This window comes from Ferruginibacter sp. (genome assembly GCF_014377975.1).
Lineage (GTDB): Bacteria > Bacteroidota > Bacteroidia > Chitinophagales > Chitinophagaceae > Ferruginibacter.
Genome location: NZ_JACMOO010000362.1, coordinates 40,389 through 60,025 on the forward strand (window position 1 = coordinate 40,389; position 19,637 = coordinate 60,025).

The 19,637-nt window shown below is 37.7% G+C and carries 15 protein-coding genes; 4 read left to right on the top strand and 11 right to left on the bottom strand.

Annotated elements, in window-relative coordinates; genetic code table 11:
• Positions 1 to 42 precede the first annotated feature (42 nt).
• From asnB to H7254_RS17920, 3 genes are all read right to left on the bottom strand, one after another.
• Positions 43 to 1,923, bottom strand: coding sequence for an asparagine synthase (glutamine-hydrolyzing) (gene asnB / locus H7254_RS17910; RefSeq protein ID WP_301934270.1), 1,881 nt, complete (start codon positions 1,921 to 1,923; stop codon positions 43 to 45).
• 65 nt (positions 1,924 to 1,988) lie between these two features.
• Positions 1,989 to 2,552, bottom strand: coding sequence for a DUF2911 domain-containing protein (locus H7254_RS17915; RefSeq protein ID WP_301934271.1), 564 nt, complete (start codon positions 2,550 to 2,552; stop codon positions 1,989 to 1,991).
• Between the two features lie 37 nt (positions 2,553 to 2,589).
• The gene (locus H7254_RS17920) at positions 2,590 to 3,186 is read right to left on the bottom strand and encodes an ACP phosphodiesterase (protein WP_301934272.1); all 597 of its coding nucleotides are present in this window, start codon (positions 3,184 to 3,186) and stop codon (positions 2,590 to 2,592) included.
• A 919-nt stretch (positions 3,187 to 4,105) separates the two neighbouring features.
• Here H7254_RS17920 and H7254_RS17925 point away from each other — a divergent pair.
• On the top strand, positions 4,106 to 5,080 hold the full coding sequence (locus H7254_RS17925; protein ID WP_301934273.1) for a deoxyhypusine synthase family protein: 975 nt from the start codon (positions 4,106 to 4,108) through the stop codon (positions 5,078 to 5,080).
• 255 nt (positions 5,081 to 5,335) lie between these two features.
• Here the strand turns inward: H7254_RS17925 and H7254_RS17930 are convergent, their stop codons facing one another.
• From H7254_RS17930 to H7254_RS17950, 5 genes are all read right to left on the bottom strand, one after another.
• Positions 5,336 to 5,608: a hypothetical protein gene (locus H7254_RS17930; RefSeq protein ID WP_301934274.1), complete on the bottom strand. Its 273-nt coding sequence runs from the start codon at positions 5,606 to 5,608 to the stop codon at positions 5,336 to 5,338.
• Positions 5,609 to 5,788: 180 nt separating this feature from the next.
• Entirely contained in the window at positions 5,789 to 7,369 is a 1,581-nt protein-coding gene (locus H7254_RS17935; protein ID WP_301934275.1) for a M28 family peptidase, read from the bottom strand.
• A gap of 296 nt (positions 7,370 to 7,665) precedes the next feature.
• Positions 7,666 to 8,115: a ribose 5-phosphate isomerase B gene (gene rpiB, locus H7254_RS17940; RefSeq protein ID WP_301924278.1), complete on the bottom strand. Its 450-nt coding sequence runs from the start codon at positions 8,113 to 8,115 to the stop codon at positions 7,666 to 7,668.
• A 118-nt stretch (positions 8,116 to 8,233) separates the two neighbouring features.
• On the bottom strand, positions 8,234 to 9,118 hold the full coding sequence (tatC, locus tag H7254_RS17945; protein WP_301934276.1) for a twin-arginine translocase subunit TatC: 885 nt from the start codon (positions 9,116 to 9,118) through the stop codon (positions 8,234 to 8,236).
• Positions 9,119 to 9,282: 164 nt separating this feature from the next.
• Positions 9,283 to 12,807, bottom strand: a complete 3,525-nt coding sequence (locus H7254_RS17950; RefSeq protein ID WP_301934277.1) for a glycosyltransferase — start codon at positions 12,805 to 12,807, stop codon at positions 9,283 to 9,285.
• Positions 12,808 to 13,200: 393 nt separating this feature from the next.
• On the opposite strand from H7254_RS17950, the gene H7254_RS17955 reads away from it, so the two are divergent.
• Complete coding sequence (locus H7254_RS17955) at positions 13,201 to 14,472, top strand: cell wall metabolism sensor histidine kinase WalK (protein WP_301934278.1); 1,272 nt, start codon at positions 13,201 to 13,203, stop codon at positions 14,470 to 14,472.
• A gap of 5 nt (positions 14,473 to 14,477) precedes the next feature.
• Positions 14,478 to 15,164, top strand: a complete 687-nt coding sequence (locus H7254_RS17960; protein WP_301934279.1) for a response regulator transcription factor — start codon at positions 14,478 to 14,480, stop codon at positions 15,162 to 15,164.
• A 547-nt stretch (positions 15,165 to 15,711) separates the two neighbouring features.
• On the opposite strand, the gene H7254_RS17965 is transcribed toward H7254_RS17960, so the two are convergent.
• Positions 15,712 to 16,134 (bottom strand): hypothetical protein, encoded by a 423-nt coding sequence (locus tag H7254_RS17965; protein WP_301934280.1) that lies wholly within the window; start codon positions 16,132 to 16,134, stop codon positions 15,712 to 15,714.
• 83 nt (positions 16,135 to 16,217) lie between these two features.
• Complete coding sequence (prfA, locus tag H7254_RS17970; RefSeq protein WP_301934281.1) at positions 16,218 to 17,282, bottom strand: peptide chain release factor 1; 1,065 nt, start codon at positions 17,280 to 17,282, stop codon at positions 16,218 to 16,220.
• A gap of 194 nt (positions 17,283 to 17,476) precedes the next feature.
• Between prfA and H7254_RS17975 the strand changes: the two genes are divergently transcribed.
• A complete protein-coding gene (locus H7254_RS17975) occupies positions 17,477 to 18,658 on the top strand; it encodes an amidohydrolase family protein (RefSeq protein WP_301934282.1) in 1,182 nt (393 codons plus the stop codon).
• Between the two features lie 42 nt (positions 18,659 to 18,700).
• On the opposite strand, the gene recO is transcribed toward H7254_RS17975, so the two are convergent.
• Entirely contained in the window at positions 18,701 to 19,435 is a 735-nt protein-coding gene (gene recO / locus H7254_RS17980; RefSeq protein WP_301934283.1) for a DNA repair protein RecO, read from the bottom strand.
• Positions 19,436 to 19,637 lie beyond the last annotated feature (202 nt).

Below are 19,637 nucleotides of genomic sequence, written 5' to 3' on the forward strand. Positions count from 1 at the left end.
ATGGATAGAGAAGAATAAAAGCATTTTTACCTGCTGATGTTGCTATAGCTCACCTGGTAAAATTTGCGCTGCACAAAGATAACGCCAGTCAAAATTATTACTTTCATGTGCTGCTTTGGGAGTTATTTTTTTATTGAGTACGGCAGGTTTTAAAATACCTTTTTTAACAAGTTTTCTTTTTGCTTCCTGTATATAATCCTGCAGAATTTCATTGTGCATCCATTGAAACTGCGGAGGCTCGTAGCCAACTTTTTCTTTGCGCCATACTATTTCATCCGGCAATTTTTTATCCATCATTTTGCGAAGCAGCCATTTTGTCCATCCGTCATGTATTTTAAAACCGGCAGGTAATGTAAAAAGCAACTGCACCAATTCATGACTCAAAAATGGCAGCCTTACTTCCACTCCATGCGCCATACTGTTGCGGTCAGCAAAACGAAGCAGTTCTTCCAAACCCATTGTTTGGGTATTAAAATATAGAATATCGTTTAGCTTGGTGATGATTGGTTTGTGTATGCCTTCCCATTCCCTGCCCCTTAATGCTAAAACAAAATCTTTATTAATATCCGGTTGCCGTACACTTTTAAGGTATTCATTTTGCTCTAACTGAATGGCTGCATGCGAGGGTAGATAAGCCGCTAAATAATTACTGATACCCCACTTAAAAGAAAGCTTATTTTTTAATAACAGTTGCTTTTCCCTGTAAGTGGCCAGGAATTTGCTTTTGCCTGCCATTTGCTGTAAATGCCAATGAATATATTTATCGTATCCGGCAAGTATTTCATCTGCGCCCTGGCCATCTAATAAAACTTTTGTTTGTTGCTGATGCGCCAGTTCAAATACCTTGAATTGCGCATAAATACTGCTGGAAGGAAATGGTTCTTCCTGATGATAACACAGCGTTTTAAAATCCCTTATCAGTCCCAGCGCAGACGGCTCAGTAAAATGTTGTTCAATCGGTCCGTTTACAATTGATTTTTTAGAAAGGTATTGCGTAACAGTTTTTATATAACCGGATTCATCTTTAGCAAACCCTGGAAAAATAGCGGAAAATGTTTTAAAAAAACTACCAGGGTGATGGATAGTTGCCAGGATAGATGAACTATCCAACCCTCCGCTAAGGCTGGTACCGACTGAAACATCACTACGCAACCTGCGGTTAACTGATAAGGTAAAAAGCTCCCGGCATCTTTCTATAGCATCTTCTGCCGAAATTTTTTGCACAGAATCTTTATCAAGTTCCCAATAAATATAGGTTTTGTATTGAAGCGTAATGGTATCCAACTTTAAAAAACTGCCCGGTGCAAGGGAATAAATATCCTGGAAAAAAGTTTGTTCTTTATCATTGCCATTTTGCACATATCCCAATGCCAGGTAATTCAGCAACATTTTATCATCCGTTTTTTTTGCGATGCCCATGGCCCATAAAGCTTTCATTTCACTGGCAAAAGCAAACAGGTTGTTATTGGCCACATAATAAAATGGTTTTTCTCCAAAGCGATCCCTCGCTGCAAAAACAATCTGTTCTTTTTTGTCCAGTATGGCCAGCGCAAACATGCCGTCAAATTGTTCCAGACAATCTTCTTTCCAGTAATCATACGCCGCTAAAATAACTTCCGTATCGCTGCTGTTGTGAAAGTGATATCCTTTTTTAATAAGCGCCTCTTTTATCTCAATATAATTATAAATTTCGCCGTTATAAACAATCGAATACCTGTTAAGATAATGCATGGGTTGGGCAGCAGCAGCAGATAAATCAAGTATGGATAATCTTCTGTGGCCCAGGCCAACAGTACCCCGCTGGTTAATCCATTGGGCCTGTCCGTCAGGTCCGCGATGGGCAAGGGCATCTGTCATTTTTTTTAGTTGTTCCCTGGTAACTATAGTAGTATTGGAACTTATAATTCCCGCTATTCCACACATAGTTGTAAATATCCAAAAAAAATCCCGGCTGGCAGCCAGGACATAAAATATTAATTCAATAATCTTTAAAAATAGATGGGAAAATTAACCTGGTTATCATCCCAGCCAACCATTAAGTTAGCGCCACCGGTTGATTTTTCAAATGCCATGGCAAAGGATTCCAACACTTCCGTTTGCTTTTGTACCGTTGCATCTATTCTTACCACATCTTTGGTTTCGTCGTATTTAAAAGATCCCCAGGTATCTGTTTCTTTGTTCAAAATAAGTGTCCATTTATCCTGGTTGGGAATACAGTATAAAGTATACCTTCCTTTGTTTATTTTTGTTGTACCAATGCGTACGGTACTATAAAACTCAATTTCTGTTGCTTCGTTGGCGCCTAACCTCCATACCTGTCCATAGGCTACGAGATCGCCAAAAATAATACGGCCATTTTTTTGCGGCCTGCTGTAAATTACTCTTGCTACCAATGGCCCGGTGGCTTTGTCCTGAATTTTTAATACCGGGTAACTGCTGGGATAATAAGCCATATCCATCGGCGACTTATCTACCGGCGGAAATTTCGACTGCGCCTGCAGTGTATTGCTTAAACAACAAACAATAATAATTAATGCTACAATTTTTTTCATATTACTATATCAGGGTTTGGTTACAAATATAAAAGATTCAATGGTTATTTAATTCGTTAAATGTATAAAAGGCAAATTGCTTAAGCTGAGGAAAAAATTCATTATAACAAATTTGCAGGGCATCATACTGCTCATTAAAAATAGAAAATGCAATGGCAGATTCTGATAAATATGCTGCCCGTCTGGCAAGCCCGCCAAAGCTTTTTTCAATGCCTTCTTTATACCTGTAATGGTATAACCAGTTGTGCTGTTGCATGTGGGGAAATATCTGTTGAAATTTTTGCGGCATTAAATCAAAATCAGTCTGCAGGCTTGCATAGGTAAGCTGGCAAAAAGAATTCAGTTCACCTTCTGTTGAAAATTCTTTGGTATCATTGGCGAGAAAGTGATCGTACAACACATCAACAAAAGCGCCGGCGTACAATCGGTAATCTGCTTTAAAAAATTGTTTTGCCTGTCTTGTAACTGCGTGCTGATCTGTAAACTCATCAATAGCCCGGTGCAGTACCATTCCTTTTTGTATAGCAGCCGGGTAATCAAATTTTTTTTTACCTTTTACATAATCATTGATCATGTTACCGGTTAAAATACCAGGTTCATTAAAGGAAAGAAAGGCATGGGCTAAAAAGTTCATTGTAATAAAGGTATAAAAATACGCTTGTAACAAAATGTTATAACCCTTCTTCACTATTTAACCCCTTCATTTATAATTTTAATATTTAGTATAAAAAAATTGCCAAGTATTATCAGTGTTGGATTACAGCCGTTTTAAACAGGGAGGAAATCAATTTGTACCGTTTATACCATTTGTATTTTATGGAATGTTTTTGGTAAAGTATTGCCTGCACTGCGGATATTGTATTTATAGATTTGTTTCATCAATCAAAAAAAAACTGCCGGCAAAACATCATCATCTAACTAAAAAAAATTACGGCACAAATAAGACTGTATAAAAGCAAAAAATGTAGCCTGGCAAAAAAAGGAAATATTTTGATTTTGCATCTTTTGTTATGAATGAATTAGTAGTGAACGCTGTCTTAAATGATGAAGGATATTTTGCAGGAACTTCAGGAACGATTGCTACAGCGCTATTACCGTCTAGTATTCCGATGGTACTTTAACAAAAGTATAGCCAGTACACAGTATTTGGAAAAATAACTGAACTTACTAACGGTGGGGATCTAATATACCAGCTTCTTTTCGATGATTAAAATAAAATACTGAAATTAAAAATCAGGACAAACGGTGAAATTTTTGTTGAGAAGAAAATTTAAAAAAATAAAGTACGTATAATTTTTAGCTAAACCCTTCAATTTATTTTGAGGCTTTCTTTATTAAAAACAGATAATCAAAAGTAGTTTCGGACGGCGTAACCCAGTATGTTATCAGTCCTTGAAAAGCATGTTAATAGAAATTTTAGTTGAAAACCGAATTTAACACAGAACTTGAAAACGACAATAGAAATACCCTGCCGGTTAATAAAAAAAACTATTTTTGCTATCATTCTTTTTTAAATAAAAATTGACTACCATCTTTATAAAAATAAATTTGTTATGACCAAAGGACCAGTTTCTGATTTTATAGAACACCATTACCGCCACTTTAATGCAGCGGCATTAATTGATGCCGCAAAAGGATATGTAACGCACCTGGATGAAGGAGGCAAGATGATGATAACACTGGCAGGCGCCATGAGTACGGCTGAGCTGGGGCTAAGCCTGGCAGAAATGATCCGGCAGGATAAAGTGAGCATTATTAGTTGTACCGGTGCCAACCTGGAAGAAGATATTATGAACCTGGTAGCACACAGTCATTATAAAAGAATTCCTAATTATCGTGAACTTAGTCCGCAGGAAGAATGGGATTTACTGGAGAACCATTACAACAGGGTAACCGATACCTGCATACCCGAAGAAGAGGCTTTTAGAAGATTGCAGGAGCATATTTATAAAATATGGAAAGAGGCGGACGACAAGGGAGAACGTTATTTTCCGCATGAATACATGTACAAAATGTTGCTGAGCGGAGTGCTGGAACAGTATTATGAGATTGATCCTAAAAACAGCTGGATGCTGGCTGCGGCGCAAAAAAATATTCCGATTGTAGTACCTGGATGGGAAGACAGTACGATGGGAAATATTTTTGCCAGTTACATTATTAAAAATCAGTTGAAGGCAGGCACTATGAAAAGTGGAATTGAATACATGGTTTGGCTGGCCGATTGGTACCGTAATAATTCTGGTGGTAAGGGTGTTGGCTTTTTTCAGATTGGTGGCGGTATTGCCGGTGATTTTCCTATCTGTGTAGTGCCCATGATGTACCAGGATTTGGAGTGGCATGATGTTCCTTTCTGGAGTTATTTTTGCCAGGTAAGTGACTCAACCACATCTTACGGATCTTACTCAGGAGCCGTACCCAATGAAAAAATTACCTGGGGAAAATTAGATATTAAAACACCCAAGTTTATTGTGGAAAGCGATGCTACGATTGTTTGTCCACTGATATTTGCGTGGATATTGGGATGGTAGATAGGAATATATTTTATAAAAACCTCAGTGAATGCTGAGGTTTTTTCAACACGTTTAAAGTTTTTCTTTTCTGGCTGCCTGCAAAGTTTTGGCATCGTTTATTGATTTTATAAGGTTGGCCAAAATAATTACCTTAACCAACAGGCCACTGAATACGGAGGTTAAAAATCCCTCTCCTCCGTTCTGATACGTATTGGCCACTGCAGATAAAACCAAGATCCCTATAAAAGCACCAAGACCGCTTACTATGGCGGTTTAAGGCTTTTTCTTTGTGAAAAGAGCCAATGCAATAAAAACACCGGATTCAAATAAAGCAATGATCAATATAATGATATTGAAACCTGCACCAGCGGCATACATTGCTATCATTTCACCTGCAAAAACAAGTGCACCAGTCCAATACAGCGAGTTACGCGCTTTTCTCACACCAATCTCATATCCTTCAAGTTCTATCTGGCTTATGGCATTGTAGTGATCAGAAATACTGTCTGTTTCATTTTCGATTGGACTTTGCCGGTTAGCTTCCATTTTTAATATTTATTACTAAAGAAGGATCATTATGTATAGAGTTACATTTTTATCTTTAACAATCTCAGCTGACAATTTTATAAGCCCTGGCACTTTCTTTTTTTGACCTGTTAATTTATGTAAAAGATAACAGGCACTCAAAGTTGAGCTTCTGTTATCTCATTTTACAAACATTTTAGTTTACCTGCTTCCCTCCGTCAATGGAATATCTCTTTTCAACATGTCGTCTCTGTTGGCAATTTCCCAGGCCGTGTAAAATATCATGCGTACCCTTTTTTCGTACAGTGCAAAATTAATTTTATCAATCGTATCGGTTGGTTTATGATAATCTGCCTTTAGCATTCCATCGTAAAAAAACAACACGGGTACACCTTTACGGGCAAAATTATAATGATCGCTGCGGTAATAAATTCTTTCATTATCGTTGGGGTCATCAAATTTATAGTCCAGGGTAAGTGCACCATTTTTGGTATTTGCAGCTTCGTTTATTACAGGCAGGTCGCTGCTTAATTTATTATGACCAATAACATATACATAGTTTAACGTGTCGCCGGTTTTACGTTCTGTATCTACTCTTCCTACCATATCTGTGTTTAAATCAGCAGAGGTTTTATCTAACGAAAAAACAGGATGATCGCTGTAATATTCGCTTCCCCATAAGCCTTTTTCTTCACCACTCACCGTCATAAATACCACTGTTCTTCTTGGGCCATCGCCTGCAGCTTTGGCCTTGGCAAAGGCTTTTGCCATTTCAAGTACGCCACAGGTTCCGCTGCCATCATCATCGGCACCATAATATATTTTGCCATCATGTTTGCCCAGATGATCATAGTGTGCAGTACAAAAAACGTATTCATCTTTTTTATCGGTACCCTCAACAACGCCCAGCACATTGCTGGCATTAATGGTAGTGCGAAATTTATTGTACTTAAACTGAACAGGAATTTTATTTTCGGTAAGCCAGCCTGCATCAATGGTTTTTGCAGCTTTTACCTGTTTTAAAAGCGTGTCGAAATTATTACCTAAAATGCTTTTTGCATAGGCATGAGACAATAATGCATAATTTACAGGGGTGCCTGCATTTTCATGCGGAAAATAAAGCGTACTGTTTTTACTTTTATCAATAGACCATTGGGTAAAAGTTTCCTGTAAAGGATTAATTACAAATGCACCGGCAGCACCTTTGGCTTTTGCTGTGGCTAATTTTAAACTTAATCCAGGGTAACTCCATTTGCTGGAATTACCATTATCGTTGATGAAATATTTACCATCTTTTTTTGGTTCGCCTAAAAAGAAAATAACGATTTTATTTTTAACATCAATGCCGGAGTAATCACTATAAGTTGAATCATCAATTCCATATCCGGCAAAAATGATGGAGGCCGCAGTAATGCTGCCGGTTTCATTATTGGACGCAGGACTGATATAGTCTTTACCATACACTGCCGGTTGGTTGTTTACCTCAATTTCGCTGCTAAGGCTATCCTGGTAAAGGGGATACAATTGCTGGTAGCCATTTAATGATTTTGCAGTTGCAAGTCCCATTTTTTTAAACTGACTTTCAATATAAGCAGCAGCCTTGCGTTGCCCTTCTGTTCCGGTTTCCCTTCCTTCCATTTCATCGCTGGCTATAATGATTAATTGTTTTTTTAAATCTGCCGCGGTGATGGTAGCTGCATATTTACCGGCTTTATCTTTTTGGGCAAACGTTAATAGTTGAAGCGTAAGTAAAAAACTTAAAAGAAAAAGTATTTTTGTCATATATGAATTTTTAACCAAAATAAAAGCAATGGCTTTAGTTCTAAATTTTTATTGATGAACGGTTTTATAGGTTTGTTTGTTGATTTTTTTGATGTTGGATGTGAAGGGAAGCAATGTGCAGTTATATCATTTTTTAAAAGGGTTGATAACCATCAAACTTTTGAACTGCTGCGTGAGGGATAGGAGCGGAAATACTTTTTTTGAGGCACGAAAAAAAAGATTGCAGCGCATAACCCGACCCCTTGCGCAGCTTGGGGGCACGCCCAAAACTGCCACAACTTTGTTCAATCAATTTATCAGCAGGACATTTTATTAATTCTTACCTGATGCCTTTCGCCTTCAAACGCAGTATTCATAAATATATCCAGCATTTTTTCTGCATCACCATCCCGTACAAAGCGGGCAGGGATGCATAGAATGTTTGCATTATTGTGTTTGCGGGCAAGTTCGGCCAGCTCTTCTCCCCAGCAAATTGCAGCCCTGATGCCCTGGTGTTTATTGGCGGTAATGGCAACACCGTTTGCACTGCCACATAATAAAATACCAAATGCGGCTTCTCCTTTTTCAACCGCACCCGCAACAGGATGCGCAAAGTCCGGATAATCTACCGACTCTTTATTGTATGTGCCAAAGTCTTTAAATGCTACACCTTCGGCTTCTAAAAAAGAAATAAGGTCTTCCTTGCAGTCAAATCCGGCATGGTCGCAGCCAATGGCTACGGGTAATTGTAAGTTGAATGTAGACATAACTTTAAATTAATAATTGGTGAACTGAATTGATCCAAAGCAATTACTTCATTGGTAAAATTGAACAATGCAAATTTAGCATATTATCAATTATTCATTGTTTAATTATCCATTACAATTAATCCCATTCTTTTTCTTCTTTGGCTTTTTTCCTATCAACACTACTTGCCAGAAGAATACTTACCCAATATAATAATACCAGCGGGATGGCTACAATAAACTGGCTTGTCCAATCGGGCGAAGGTGTAATTACCGCAGCGACCACTAATATAATAACAAAGGCAAATTTGAAATATTTTTTCAGCATTGCACCGGTAATGATGCCGATTTTTGCAAGTACAAAAGCCAGTACCGGCAGTTCGAAAGCAATACCACAGCCAAGGATAAGATTGGTAAGGCTATCAACATAGTCATTGATGGAAGGCCGGTATTGTATCATGGTAGATTTACCCAGTGTAAAACCGGCTAAAAAATTAAAGGTAAACGGCGCAAGCAAATAATAGCCAAAAGCAGCGCCTGTAAAGAAACACAGCGATACGAAAAAAATACTGTTTTGGCCATATTTTTTTTCTTTTGATGAAAGCGCAGGTTTTATAAAGCGCCAAAGCTCCCAAAAAATATAGGGAAAAGCCACAATAACACCACCAATCATAGCAATGTTGATGGCTGAGGTAAAAGTGCCGTTTACTTCCGTTACCTGAAAATTAATTACAATGGCAGGCATACAAAAACTATCACCGAGGTGTAACCAGTGCCCAAAATTACAGAGGGCACCATAGGTAAAAAATTTAGGAAAAGTGGGCGCAAGAATAATATTATCGTACACCCAATCTACGTAAACAAAAATCAGCACTACTGCTATCAGCCATACAGCTACGCTACGGATTAAATGCCAGCGCAATTCTTCAATGTGGTCGAAGAAGTTCATTTCTGTTGGTTCTTCTTTATCTTTTCCGCCTATACGTTTAAAAAAATTTTTTCTTTCGGATGATTTTGTTGCCAATTTAATTAATTGTTGTTTATTTTAATATGATTATACTTCAAATATATTTTGCTGGCAAAAGTAAAACAGTTTTGCCATTGCTGATGCTGACTTATAAATAATTGAAAGGACGTCTTTTCTTTTGCATTTTTTGATAAGGTATAAAATATACGGCTACTCAGGTGCTATAGTTTTACATCAGTTGCAGAAGAAGCAGAAAGCTGGCTAACATTGCCCGTACGTTTTAGTACACCCCATCCCTGCAACTCGCCTTTGATGGCTTTGCTGAACGACTTAATTATGATATAATACATCAGCTGCCTGTATACCAGCCGTTGCGGTATCATCCAGATTAGTTTTTTATAATCTTCTTTTTCAAACGCAAAAGCAAGTGCTGCGCCTACTACATCAACTATAGTAAAAATCAAGTAATAAATAACGATGTGTGTAATGCTGGCGGGAATAAGCCCAAATCCGGCTGCAACTAAACTTAGTACCAGTATCAGGTCGGCCAATGGAGCCAGGAAAGGCAATATCATTTGAAAGATGAGGATATTGGGCATGGCAACCATACCAAAATTTTTATATTTTGGATTGAATACCGCATCCCGGTGTTTCCAAAAACACTGCATTACGCCAAAACTCCAGCGAAAGCGCTGCTTCATAAACTGTCGCATAGTTTCCGGAGCTTCCGTGTATGAGATGGCATCATTGCAATTTCTTACTTCGTAACCAATGCGGTGAAGGCGCATGGTAAGGTCACAATCTTCTGCCAGTGTATCCGTTGTTAAGCCACCCGCTTCTATAACCGCGGCTTTTCTAAAAGCTCCGATGGCACCAGGTACCACGGTAATACAATCCAGTAAATCAAAGGCCCGGCGGTCAAAATTTTGCGAAGTAATGTATTCAATACTTTGCCATTTTGTAATCATATTAATTTCGTTGCCCACTTTTACATTGCCTGCTACTGCGGCTACTTTTTCACTGGTAAATTTTTGCATCAGCTTTGATACGGCATCGCTTTTTAACTGCGTATCAGCATCTATACAAACTACAAATTCGCTATCGGCTTTTGCTATACCTACATTTAGGGCAGAAGCTTTGCCTCCATTTATTTTAGTATAAAACTTAACGTTACCTGTATTTTTAAAAGCATTACTTACCGTATCATAGGTACTGTCTTTACTGCCATCATCCACAAAAACCACCTGCAGGTTGGGATAGTCCTGCATCAGCAAACTAGTTACAGTTCTTACTGCATTTATTTCTTCGTTATATGCGGGCACAATAACACTTACCACGGGCATATTACCAACAAACGGAGTTAAGGCGGGTTTTTGTTTATCTTCTCTTCGCTTTTGTATGCCCGCCAGTAGGGCCATCACTACCATTCTGCCTACAGAAAGTAGAATACCCACTATAAACAGGGCAAATAAAATATGGCTTCCCCAGTAAGCAGCCTCTGCAAAAAAGAAATTGAGTTTTCTCATCCAGCCATCTTTGCTGGGCGGCAGCGGTGGCATCACATCATTTTTTGTTTTGCCCATTAAATCGGCAACCGTGGTAAATACACAACCTCTTTTTTTAAAGTAAGCTATTATGCGGGGCAAGGCATCTACAGTGGCCTGTCTTGTTTCGCCACCTGCGTCATGTAATAATATAATGCTGGCACCGGATTCTTCTGCAATACGGATGGTTCTGGCTACAATACTGTCTGCACTTACATTTACCTGCCAGTCGTTGGGATCAATGCTTTCACCAATGGTGATATAATTATCTTTTTTACTGCGGGCTATAGGTTCAATTTCTTCATAGGTCTGAGGCTCACTATCCGCATTGTAAGGCGCTCTGAACAAAATAGTAGAATGGCCGGTGATACTTTCTATTAAAAGCCGTGTGGATTTCATTTCCAGTTCAGCCCTTTGGGGGCTCATTTTTGCAATATTGCCGTGGGTAAACGTATGGTTTCCTATTTCATAACCATCTCTGTAGATGCGTTTCAGTAATGGAATATTTTGCTCGGCGTTTAAACCTACCACAAAAAATGTGGCCGGTATTTTTTCTTTTTCGAGGATGTTTAATATTTGAGGTGTAAACTCAGGGCTGGGTCCATCGTCAAAAGTTAAAATTATTTTATGCCCTGGTCCCATGGGCGTTTTATCTTCTGCAAATTTCTGGTATACATAGCCTGAAGGCAATACTTTATAATTCTGCTCAGTAATCAGTAATTCTGAAGTATCTATCTGCAGGTCAATTTTTCCTTCCTGCGGGGTATAGAGGATGCGCAACAACTCACCTTCGCCTGTGGGGGTGGGCTTGCGGTTTACATTAAAAGGGATGCTGGCAAGTTGCGAAAAATCAAAAGGTTTTTTTTGTAATGCGGAATTACTTAAATCGGTATTGTAATAGGACCACATTCTTGGGTCTTCGCCTCCCATCCGCCACAAAGCTGTGCCAGCAGTTGCATACTCATCGCTAAAGCGAAGGATATTAAAAGTAGTAGCGGCATCTGTGCACCATATTTCGTGTTTTATTTTAATTAGTTTCCTGGTAGTTTCGTCCGTATGTTCATCTGTATAACTAAAATGAAGGTTATAGCTGTCATCGTCATAATCGATGGTAGCGTTAGAGATTTTGGCTTTATCAATGACCTCGGCATAAGTCATTTCTATGACTACTTTTTTTCCTTCGTCATCTGTTGTCCAGTCGTATCCGTAACCCGCCACACCTAAAATTATTTTACTGCTTTCAATTTTAGAAGCTGTCCAGTCCAGCGCTTCCTCAATCCATTTCTGCCCGCTTACAGGGCCCGGACCAGACTCAACTGTGCTGTACTGATCGTAGGCCATCAATATAATAAAGTCGTTACAGTTGGATAATTTTTTGTAGTCATAGGCATCGTTTTTTACAGCAACGTCCATTGTAACAATCATATTTTGCGCATGTAAAGCAGCGTATAATTTTTGTTGAAAACGCGTAAGGGGCTCGTTTGTAGGCTCTGTCAGCTCTTCAAAATCTATATTAATACCCTGCAGGTGATAATGGTTTAATGTATCCAGCACCTGCTGAATGAATTTTTGCTGCTTAACAGGGTTATTTAAAATACCATGCAGTAATCTGCCATCAAAATCGGGTTTTAATTGACCGGATGCGTCTTGTAAAGTTGAATTAAAATTATTGAGAATCGGCATGATCCGCAAACCTTTTGCCCGCATTACATTAAGGCCTGCTGTGTCTATCCTGGTTTGTAAGCGAAAGTTATCAGCGGTGTCAATAAAAAACCATTCAGGGAAAATGGTATTTAGTTTATCGCCGTATTTATCCAGGTCGGGTAAAGAAGTATTGGCCGTCCAGGGGGTATAAAAGGCAGCCCGTATAAAAGGTATTTTGTTTACAATTTTGTTTTGCGATTGCCGGATGGCTTTAATCGAATCGTCTTTTATTCTTTTTATTAAAAAATCTTTAAAGCCTTTGAATTTTTTATTTTGACTGTTGGCAATAGTTAAAGGGTTAGAAGGATCTAATTTATTTTCATAAAATTTTGACAGGTTCTCAATATTAACCGGCGAAGGATTGACGCCCCTGATTAAAGCCACCACCAACACTACAAAAAAGAATAAAACAATCATTAACAAAATTCTGAAAGACCACTGGAAACTGCGCCAGCGGGCAGCACTACTGGTTTGAAATATTTGCGAACTATCACTCATAGTGTAAAAGTAAATTGTTTATATGGGTTTATAAAAATAAGTAGTCTTTTAAAGTGTTAAGAAGCCATCTAATAGCGATTGTACGTCTATCTTATAACTTTACTAAAAAGTGGCTGTTGTTGGGCATCGGGCATGGCTGTTAGCCGGGGTTGGTATCCGTAACAACTTTAAGATGACAAAGAAAAATTCTATTTTTATACAGTTTCTACACGATTTTATTTAGTGTATTTTTTGATAAAAGTAGTTAACCGACTAAAATATTTTTAATTTCAACTTATCTATTTGTAAACAATAGCAGGCTTTTGAGAAATTAAAAAAAACTTGTCCGCCGTTTAACATGCAATTAACCAGTAGCCACACTATATATTATCAGTAAAGATGAACTTTGTAACAATGAAGTCAACTACTTTAAGATGGATTATGCTGAGCATTACCATTATTATTACATTAATAATCGTATCTCAGTTATATTGGCTTAAAAGAGTGTATACTTTGCAGGAACAGCAATTTAGTACGGGTGTAATTAAAAGTATCCGGGGTTTATTTGAAGATGTAAAGATTGCTGATAACCCTGCCTTTCAGGTAAAACAAATTGTAGAAGCAATCGATCCCAATACCTATCTTGTAAAGTTAGATTCTGTACCCAATAAGGATTCTTTGTACTATCATCTGAGCAACGAATTTGAAGATTTTGATGTTTGGACGGATTGTAATGTAGGAGTATACAGTAATAAAAAAAATGCTTTTATTTACGAGTTTTATTTATCTACTGCTGCATCCCGTTATCCCCAAAATGGTGTAGTAAATCTGGTAGCGGTTAAAAAAAAATATGACTATTTATTGCTGCATTTTCCACATCGCAGCAAATATATTATTCATGAAATGCTGTTCTGGATTATTACTGCAATTGTGCTGTTGCTGGTATTGATTGGTCTTTCTGTAAGTCTTATTTATCTATACAAACAAAAGTTTTTAAACGAATTGCAGAAAGACTTTGTTAATAATTTTACGCATGAATTTAAAACCCCGCTGGCTGTTATGAAAATTGCCAGCGATGTGCTGATACAACCCGCTATTACATCACAACCAGGCAGGCTATTAAAATATGGGACTGTAATTAAAGAACAAACCGAACACCTGCAAAATCAGGTAGAACGACTTTTAAAAACTGCATCCGGGGATAATAAAAATATTATTGTACATAAAGAAGCTTGCAGATTAAACGAAATTATTGCACATGCTATCTACCAGTTAGAACCCCTTATAAAAGATAAAAACGCTGCTGTATATTTTACCCCGGATGAAAATGACCCATTAGTACAGGCGGATAGGGTACATTTACAACTGGTAATAATTAATGTAATTGAAAATGCCTTAAAATATAGTACAGGAACACCCTACATAGCAATAGATATACAGCAGGAAACCAATAATTTTTATGCAGTTTCAATAAAAGACAAAGGCATAGGAATTGAAGAAAAGAATTTTAAATATCTATTTAAAAAATTTTACCGGGTACCCACGGGCAATATTCACCAGGTAAATGGATTTGGGCTTGGACTAAATTTTGTGAAACAAATTATTGACGCTCATGACGGAAAGATTGTCTTAAAAAGTGTACCGGGCGTTGGTACCGAATTTAAAATACTGTTACCTGAAAAATAACTACCATGGCCGATAAAGTAAAAGTTTTGTTAGCAGAAGATGATACTTCACTGGCTTTCGTTATAAAAGACAACCTGGAAGAAGCGGGTTATGAAGTTTGCTGGTGTAGCGATGGAGAAGCAGCATGGCAGCAATTTCAAAAAAATCATTTTGATATTTGTCTGCTGGATGTAATGATGCCTGTAAAGGATGGTTTTACTGTGGCAAAAAAAATCCGTCAAAAAAGTGATGTGGTGCCTGTTTTATTTATTACTGCCCGTTCGATGGAGCAAGATAAACTGGATGGATTTAGATCTGGTGGGGATGATTATATTACCAAGCCTTTTAGTATGCAGGAACTGCTGATGCGGATGGATGTTTTTTTAAGAAGAACTAAAAAAATGCACTTTGAAAAGGCGCATGAATATACCATTGGGAGAATGCGGTTTTCTTTTGCAGATTTAAAAATATACGATGGAGAAAAAGTAATTTCTGTAACCCAACGCGAAGCCGACCTTTTAAATTTCTTTTGCCAGCATACCAATAAGGTTTTAAAAAGAGAAGAAGTACTGATAAATGTGTGGGGAAAAGACGATTATTTTTTAGGGCGCAGTATGGATGTTTTTATAACAAAGCTTCGGAAACATTTTAAAGAAGACCCCAGTATTGTTTTAGAAACCATTCATGGTATTGGATTTAGATTAAATGCCTGAATCAGTTAAAAGATTGTAGTGAAAATTTATCGTAGGATTTTGTAGAAAAAGTAACTGAAAAGAGAAGCCCCGATAGAAATCGGGGCCGTTTACCAAAACTAACTGCTTATGAGAAAAAGTTTATTTTTATTTTAATTAATCTACTAATAAAGTTGCAAAATGAATGCCATAAAATCCAGACTTTGTTAATGTTAACCCAATGTAAGCTAATCATTTCTGCCTTTAAAATCATTCTTAAGAACTTTTGTAAAACCAGTATTAAAACTGTTCTTCTACATTGTAAAGGTAGTAAATAATTTAAAGCTGCATCTAATTTAAACACGTTAGCGGATGCTTTAACAATTTTTTAAACTGACTTTTTCATAAAGCCGTTGATTATATCCATTAACCCTCCGCCGGCATTACTTTGCGTCTGTTGTTGTTGAGCACCTCCGGAAACTTTACTAATAATGTCATCAAGGCCTACATGCCCGTCGTGGTTGACATTCAGGTCACCGCCGGCAAATTTGCTAATCGGGCTGCCAATATCAAAACCTCCGGCATTAGTTTATGAATTGCCACCTCCGGTTAATGAACTGATGATACTATCAATATTAAAATTTGAATTATTGGCGTCGTTGGTTCTGTTGACCAGGCTGCTCAACACTGATGGAATAAGGCTACTTGCAATCCCAGCTGCCTGATCGGAAGCTATACCGTGATTGTCGGTTAATTTATTAGTGAAACTGCTGATAATATTACTCACTATGGGATTACTGAGCAATCCGTTCCCCTCGGAATTATTATTGTTATTAAAAAGTGATAAAACACTTTGAAGTCCTCCGCCTGCCAAAACTCCCTGTAACCCATCTGCTACTGAGTGGGTGGCATCTGCGACTACGGCATCATTTTCTTCGTTTGAAATGACAGGATTATTAATTACTGAATCTGTACTATTTTCTTTAATTAAGTTAAAAAGATTCTCAAGCATACTTTATATTTTATGCTCAAAGTAGATAAATTCACCAATACATGCAAAGAAGTATTTAAATATTTTGTGAACTGACCAATTACTTAACTTTCGGTAGCCAGTTTCTCTGCATTTTCAGCAAATTGCAGGGCGTCAATAAATTCTTGGATATCTCCGTTTAGCACATTATCCAGGTTGTAAACAGTAACTCCAATGCGATGATCTGTAACCCTGCCCTGGGGATAATTATACGTTCTTATTTTAGCACTGCGGTCACCAGTACTTACTAAACTTTTTCTTTTATGCGAAATTGCTTCTTCAGCTTTGCGTACTTCTTCATCATATAATTTAGTACGCATCATATCCATAGCCTTCTCTTTATTGCCCAACTGACTGCGTTCTGTCTGGCACATTACTACCAGTCCGGTAGGCTTATGTGTTAAAAAAACCTTCGTTTCTACCTTATTTACATTTTGCCCGCCAGCACCGCCACTGCGGGCTGTTTCCATCTTAACATCACTTTCTTTTAATTCAAAATCCACTTCTTCTGCCTCGGGCATTACCGCCACCGTTGCAGCACTTGTATGTACCCGTCCACTGGCTTCCGTATCGGGCACCCGTTGAACCCGGTGAACACCACTTTCAAATTTTAAAGTGCCATACACATCATCACCCACCACTTCAACCTGTACTTCTTTAAAACCGCCGGCGGTGCCTTCACTTTCGCTCAGCAGCGCTGTTTTCCAGCCCTTTTTCTCACAATACTTTAAATACATCCGTAACAGGTTACCTGCAAACAGGGAAGCTTCGTCTCCTCCTGTTCCGGCTCTTATTTCCAATATTGCATTTTTTTCATCATAAGGATCTTTTGGTATTAGCATATTACGCAATGCTTTTTCCCAGGCTTCTTTACTTGCTTCCAGCGCCGGAATTTCCTGCTTGGCCAGGTCCCTCATTTCTGCGTCATCGCCATTCAGTACTTCTTTATTAAAATCAATGTCGTCTAATACTTTTATGTACTCATTCCTGGCAGTTACAATTTTTTCCAAACTGCGGTATTCCTTGCTGATAGCAGTAAATTTTTTATTGTCGCTTACAATTTCGGGGTTGGTTAATGCAATACCCAAATTGTCAAATCGTCCCTTAATAGCATCTAATTTATCTAACATAATGTAATACCTCTGTTCCCTTATGAACGGGATTGTGTTTTTGTAATAATGTTTGGTTACTTGCTTTGTAAAATTAAAATATGCGGGCTTTAACCGTTTACAGAAAACCTTAACCCATAACTTTACATTGTTTAATTACGTTTTTCCCTGCAAATATTGAAAGCGGCAAAATTACAGTATATCAACCAATCAATTTGTACAGAAAATTTACAGCCCACAACATTTTTAACGGATACCAGGTACTACTACCGAAATCTGTTTTAATAACTACTTTAGAAGGAGCCGTGGTTGATATAATTGATAAGGCAGATGCAGGCGATGAAATTGAGTTTTTTGAAGGACTTATTACACCAGGTTTTATTAATGCGCACTGTCATACAGAATTGAGTTATTTAAAAGGCGTTATTACTCCAAACACTGGGTTGGTGCAGTTTGTACAACAAGTAATGAAAAACAGGGGTTTACTAAATGAAGTGAAAATGCAGGCTATGCTGTTGGCCGAAAAGGAAATGTATAACAGCGGCACAGTGGCTGTGGGAGATATTTGCAATACGGCAGACTCTATTCAATTAAAGCAAAAAAGTAGCCTGTACTGGCATAATTTTATTGAAGTAAGCGGCTTTACAGATGCGAATGCCATAGTAAGATTGGAGGGGGCAAAAAATATCTATCAGGAGTTTACCAGCCAGTTGCCGCAGCCGGTTTCTTTATCGCCGCATGCACCTTACTCTGTTTCAAAAATCCTGTTTAGCCAATTAAATAACGAAACTGCCCACCAGCTTATCACAATTCATAACCAGGAATGCAGCGCAGAAAATGATTTATATCAACAAAAAGAAGGTGAATTTTTAAGCCTGTATAAAAATTGGGGGATAGACATATCCGGCTTCCAGCCAACTGGGAAAACGAGTTTTCAAAGCTGGCTGCCTTTTTTTGATAATAACCAGTCCATACTATGTGTACACAATACTTTCACCAGCCAGGCTGATATTGATTTTTATAAAAAACAGGCTGAATTTAAAGCTAAACTTTTCTTTTGCCTTTGTGTAAACGCCAATAAATACATAGAGCAAAAATTACCGCCCATTGAAATGCTGCGTAAAAATAATTGTGATATTATTATTGGCACTGATAGTTATGCCAGCAACTGGCAACTGAATATTTTAGAAGAAATAAAAACTATTCAGCAAGATTCTGCGGGCACTATTCCGCTGGCGGAAATACTTCAATGGGCCACAAGTAATGGTGCCAGGGCTTTACAGCTGGATAATAGGTTGGGAAGTTTTGAAAAAAATAAAAAACCAGGTATTGTTTTTATCAATCATCTGGATGAGTTACAACTTACATCAAAGTCTGCTGCAAAAAGGATCTTGTAATAACTTTTTATGTAACCTCTTGGTATTAATTACCCGCAATCCTCAACCCAGTACTTCATGTAATATCATCAGTGTTTTCATTTTGCCAAAATCAGCAATGTGCAATGCATAATAATCCTGGTAATGCTGCAATAATAGTCGCCTTTTATCATGATGCAGTTTTACATCTTCCAGTTCAAACGGCTGCATTACTTTTAATAATTGAGAAGTAATCATTGCCAGTTCACCATCAATAAAATTAGGATGTGCGGGCTGGTCTTTTACAAAACTTCCTTCCTGAAGATCTAAAATATTTTGTTGTTCATTAAAATCATCATTCATTTTAAATCCAAAAAAATGAGTAAGCTGCAGCGAAAAATACAAGGCAAAATTGGCGGTTACTGATTTATTCGCTTTGTCCAGTTGTATTAAAACATCTTCACAAAAATAAAAAAGAGGGGTATTTTGTTCTGGTTGTGGCAAACATTTCTGCAACAATTCTACCATATACAACGCAATGCTGTTTTTTATTACATCGCTCAACACACGGTCAAATAAATAGTCCCATTTAAACTCTTTAATGCGTTGCATACTTTGCAGATCGTTGTGGTAAACAATCATATCTAAAATAGCTGCTGGTTGAAAATGATTGGCTTTAGCAGAAGATTTTTTGGCGGTACGAACTCCATTTACCATATAAGTCTGTACCCCAAACAATTCAGTAAAAATGGTAACCACCACACTGGTTTCACCGTACTTTATGGTGCGTAAAACGATGCCTTTTGTTTTATGTGTCATTGCGGGATAGTACCTTAACTATTTGAATTAACCGATGAATATTTCTTTTGCAAAAAAAGTGAAATAAAAAATTTTGCCGCATTATTTGAATAACCTTTTATGCGGTTTAATATGCCCTTCACTATTAAAAATTGAAGGTAGTTAAACAACATTGATTGCAGCAGGTATGGCTAAGCGGTGTAAAAAGTCTTTCTTTGCAAAT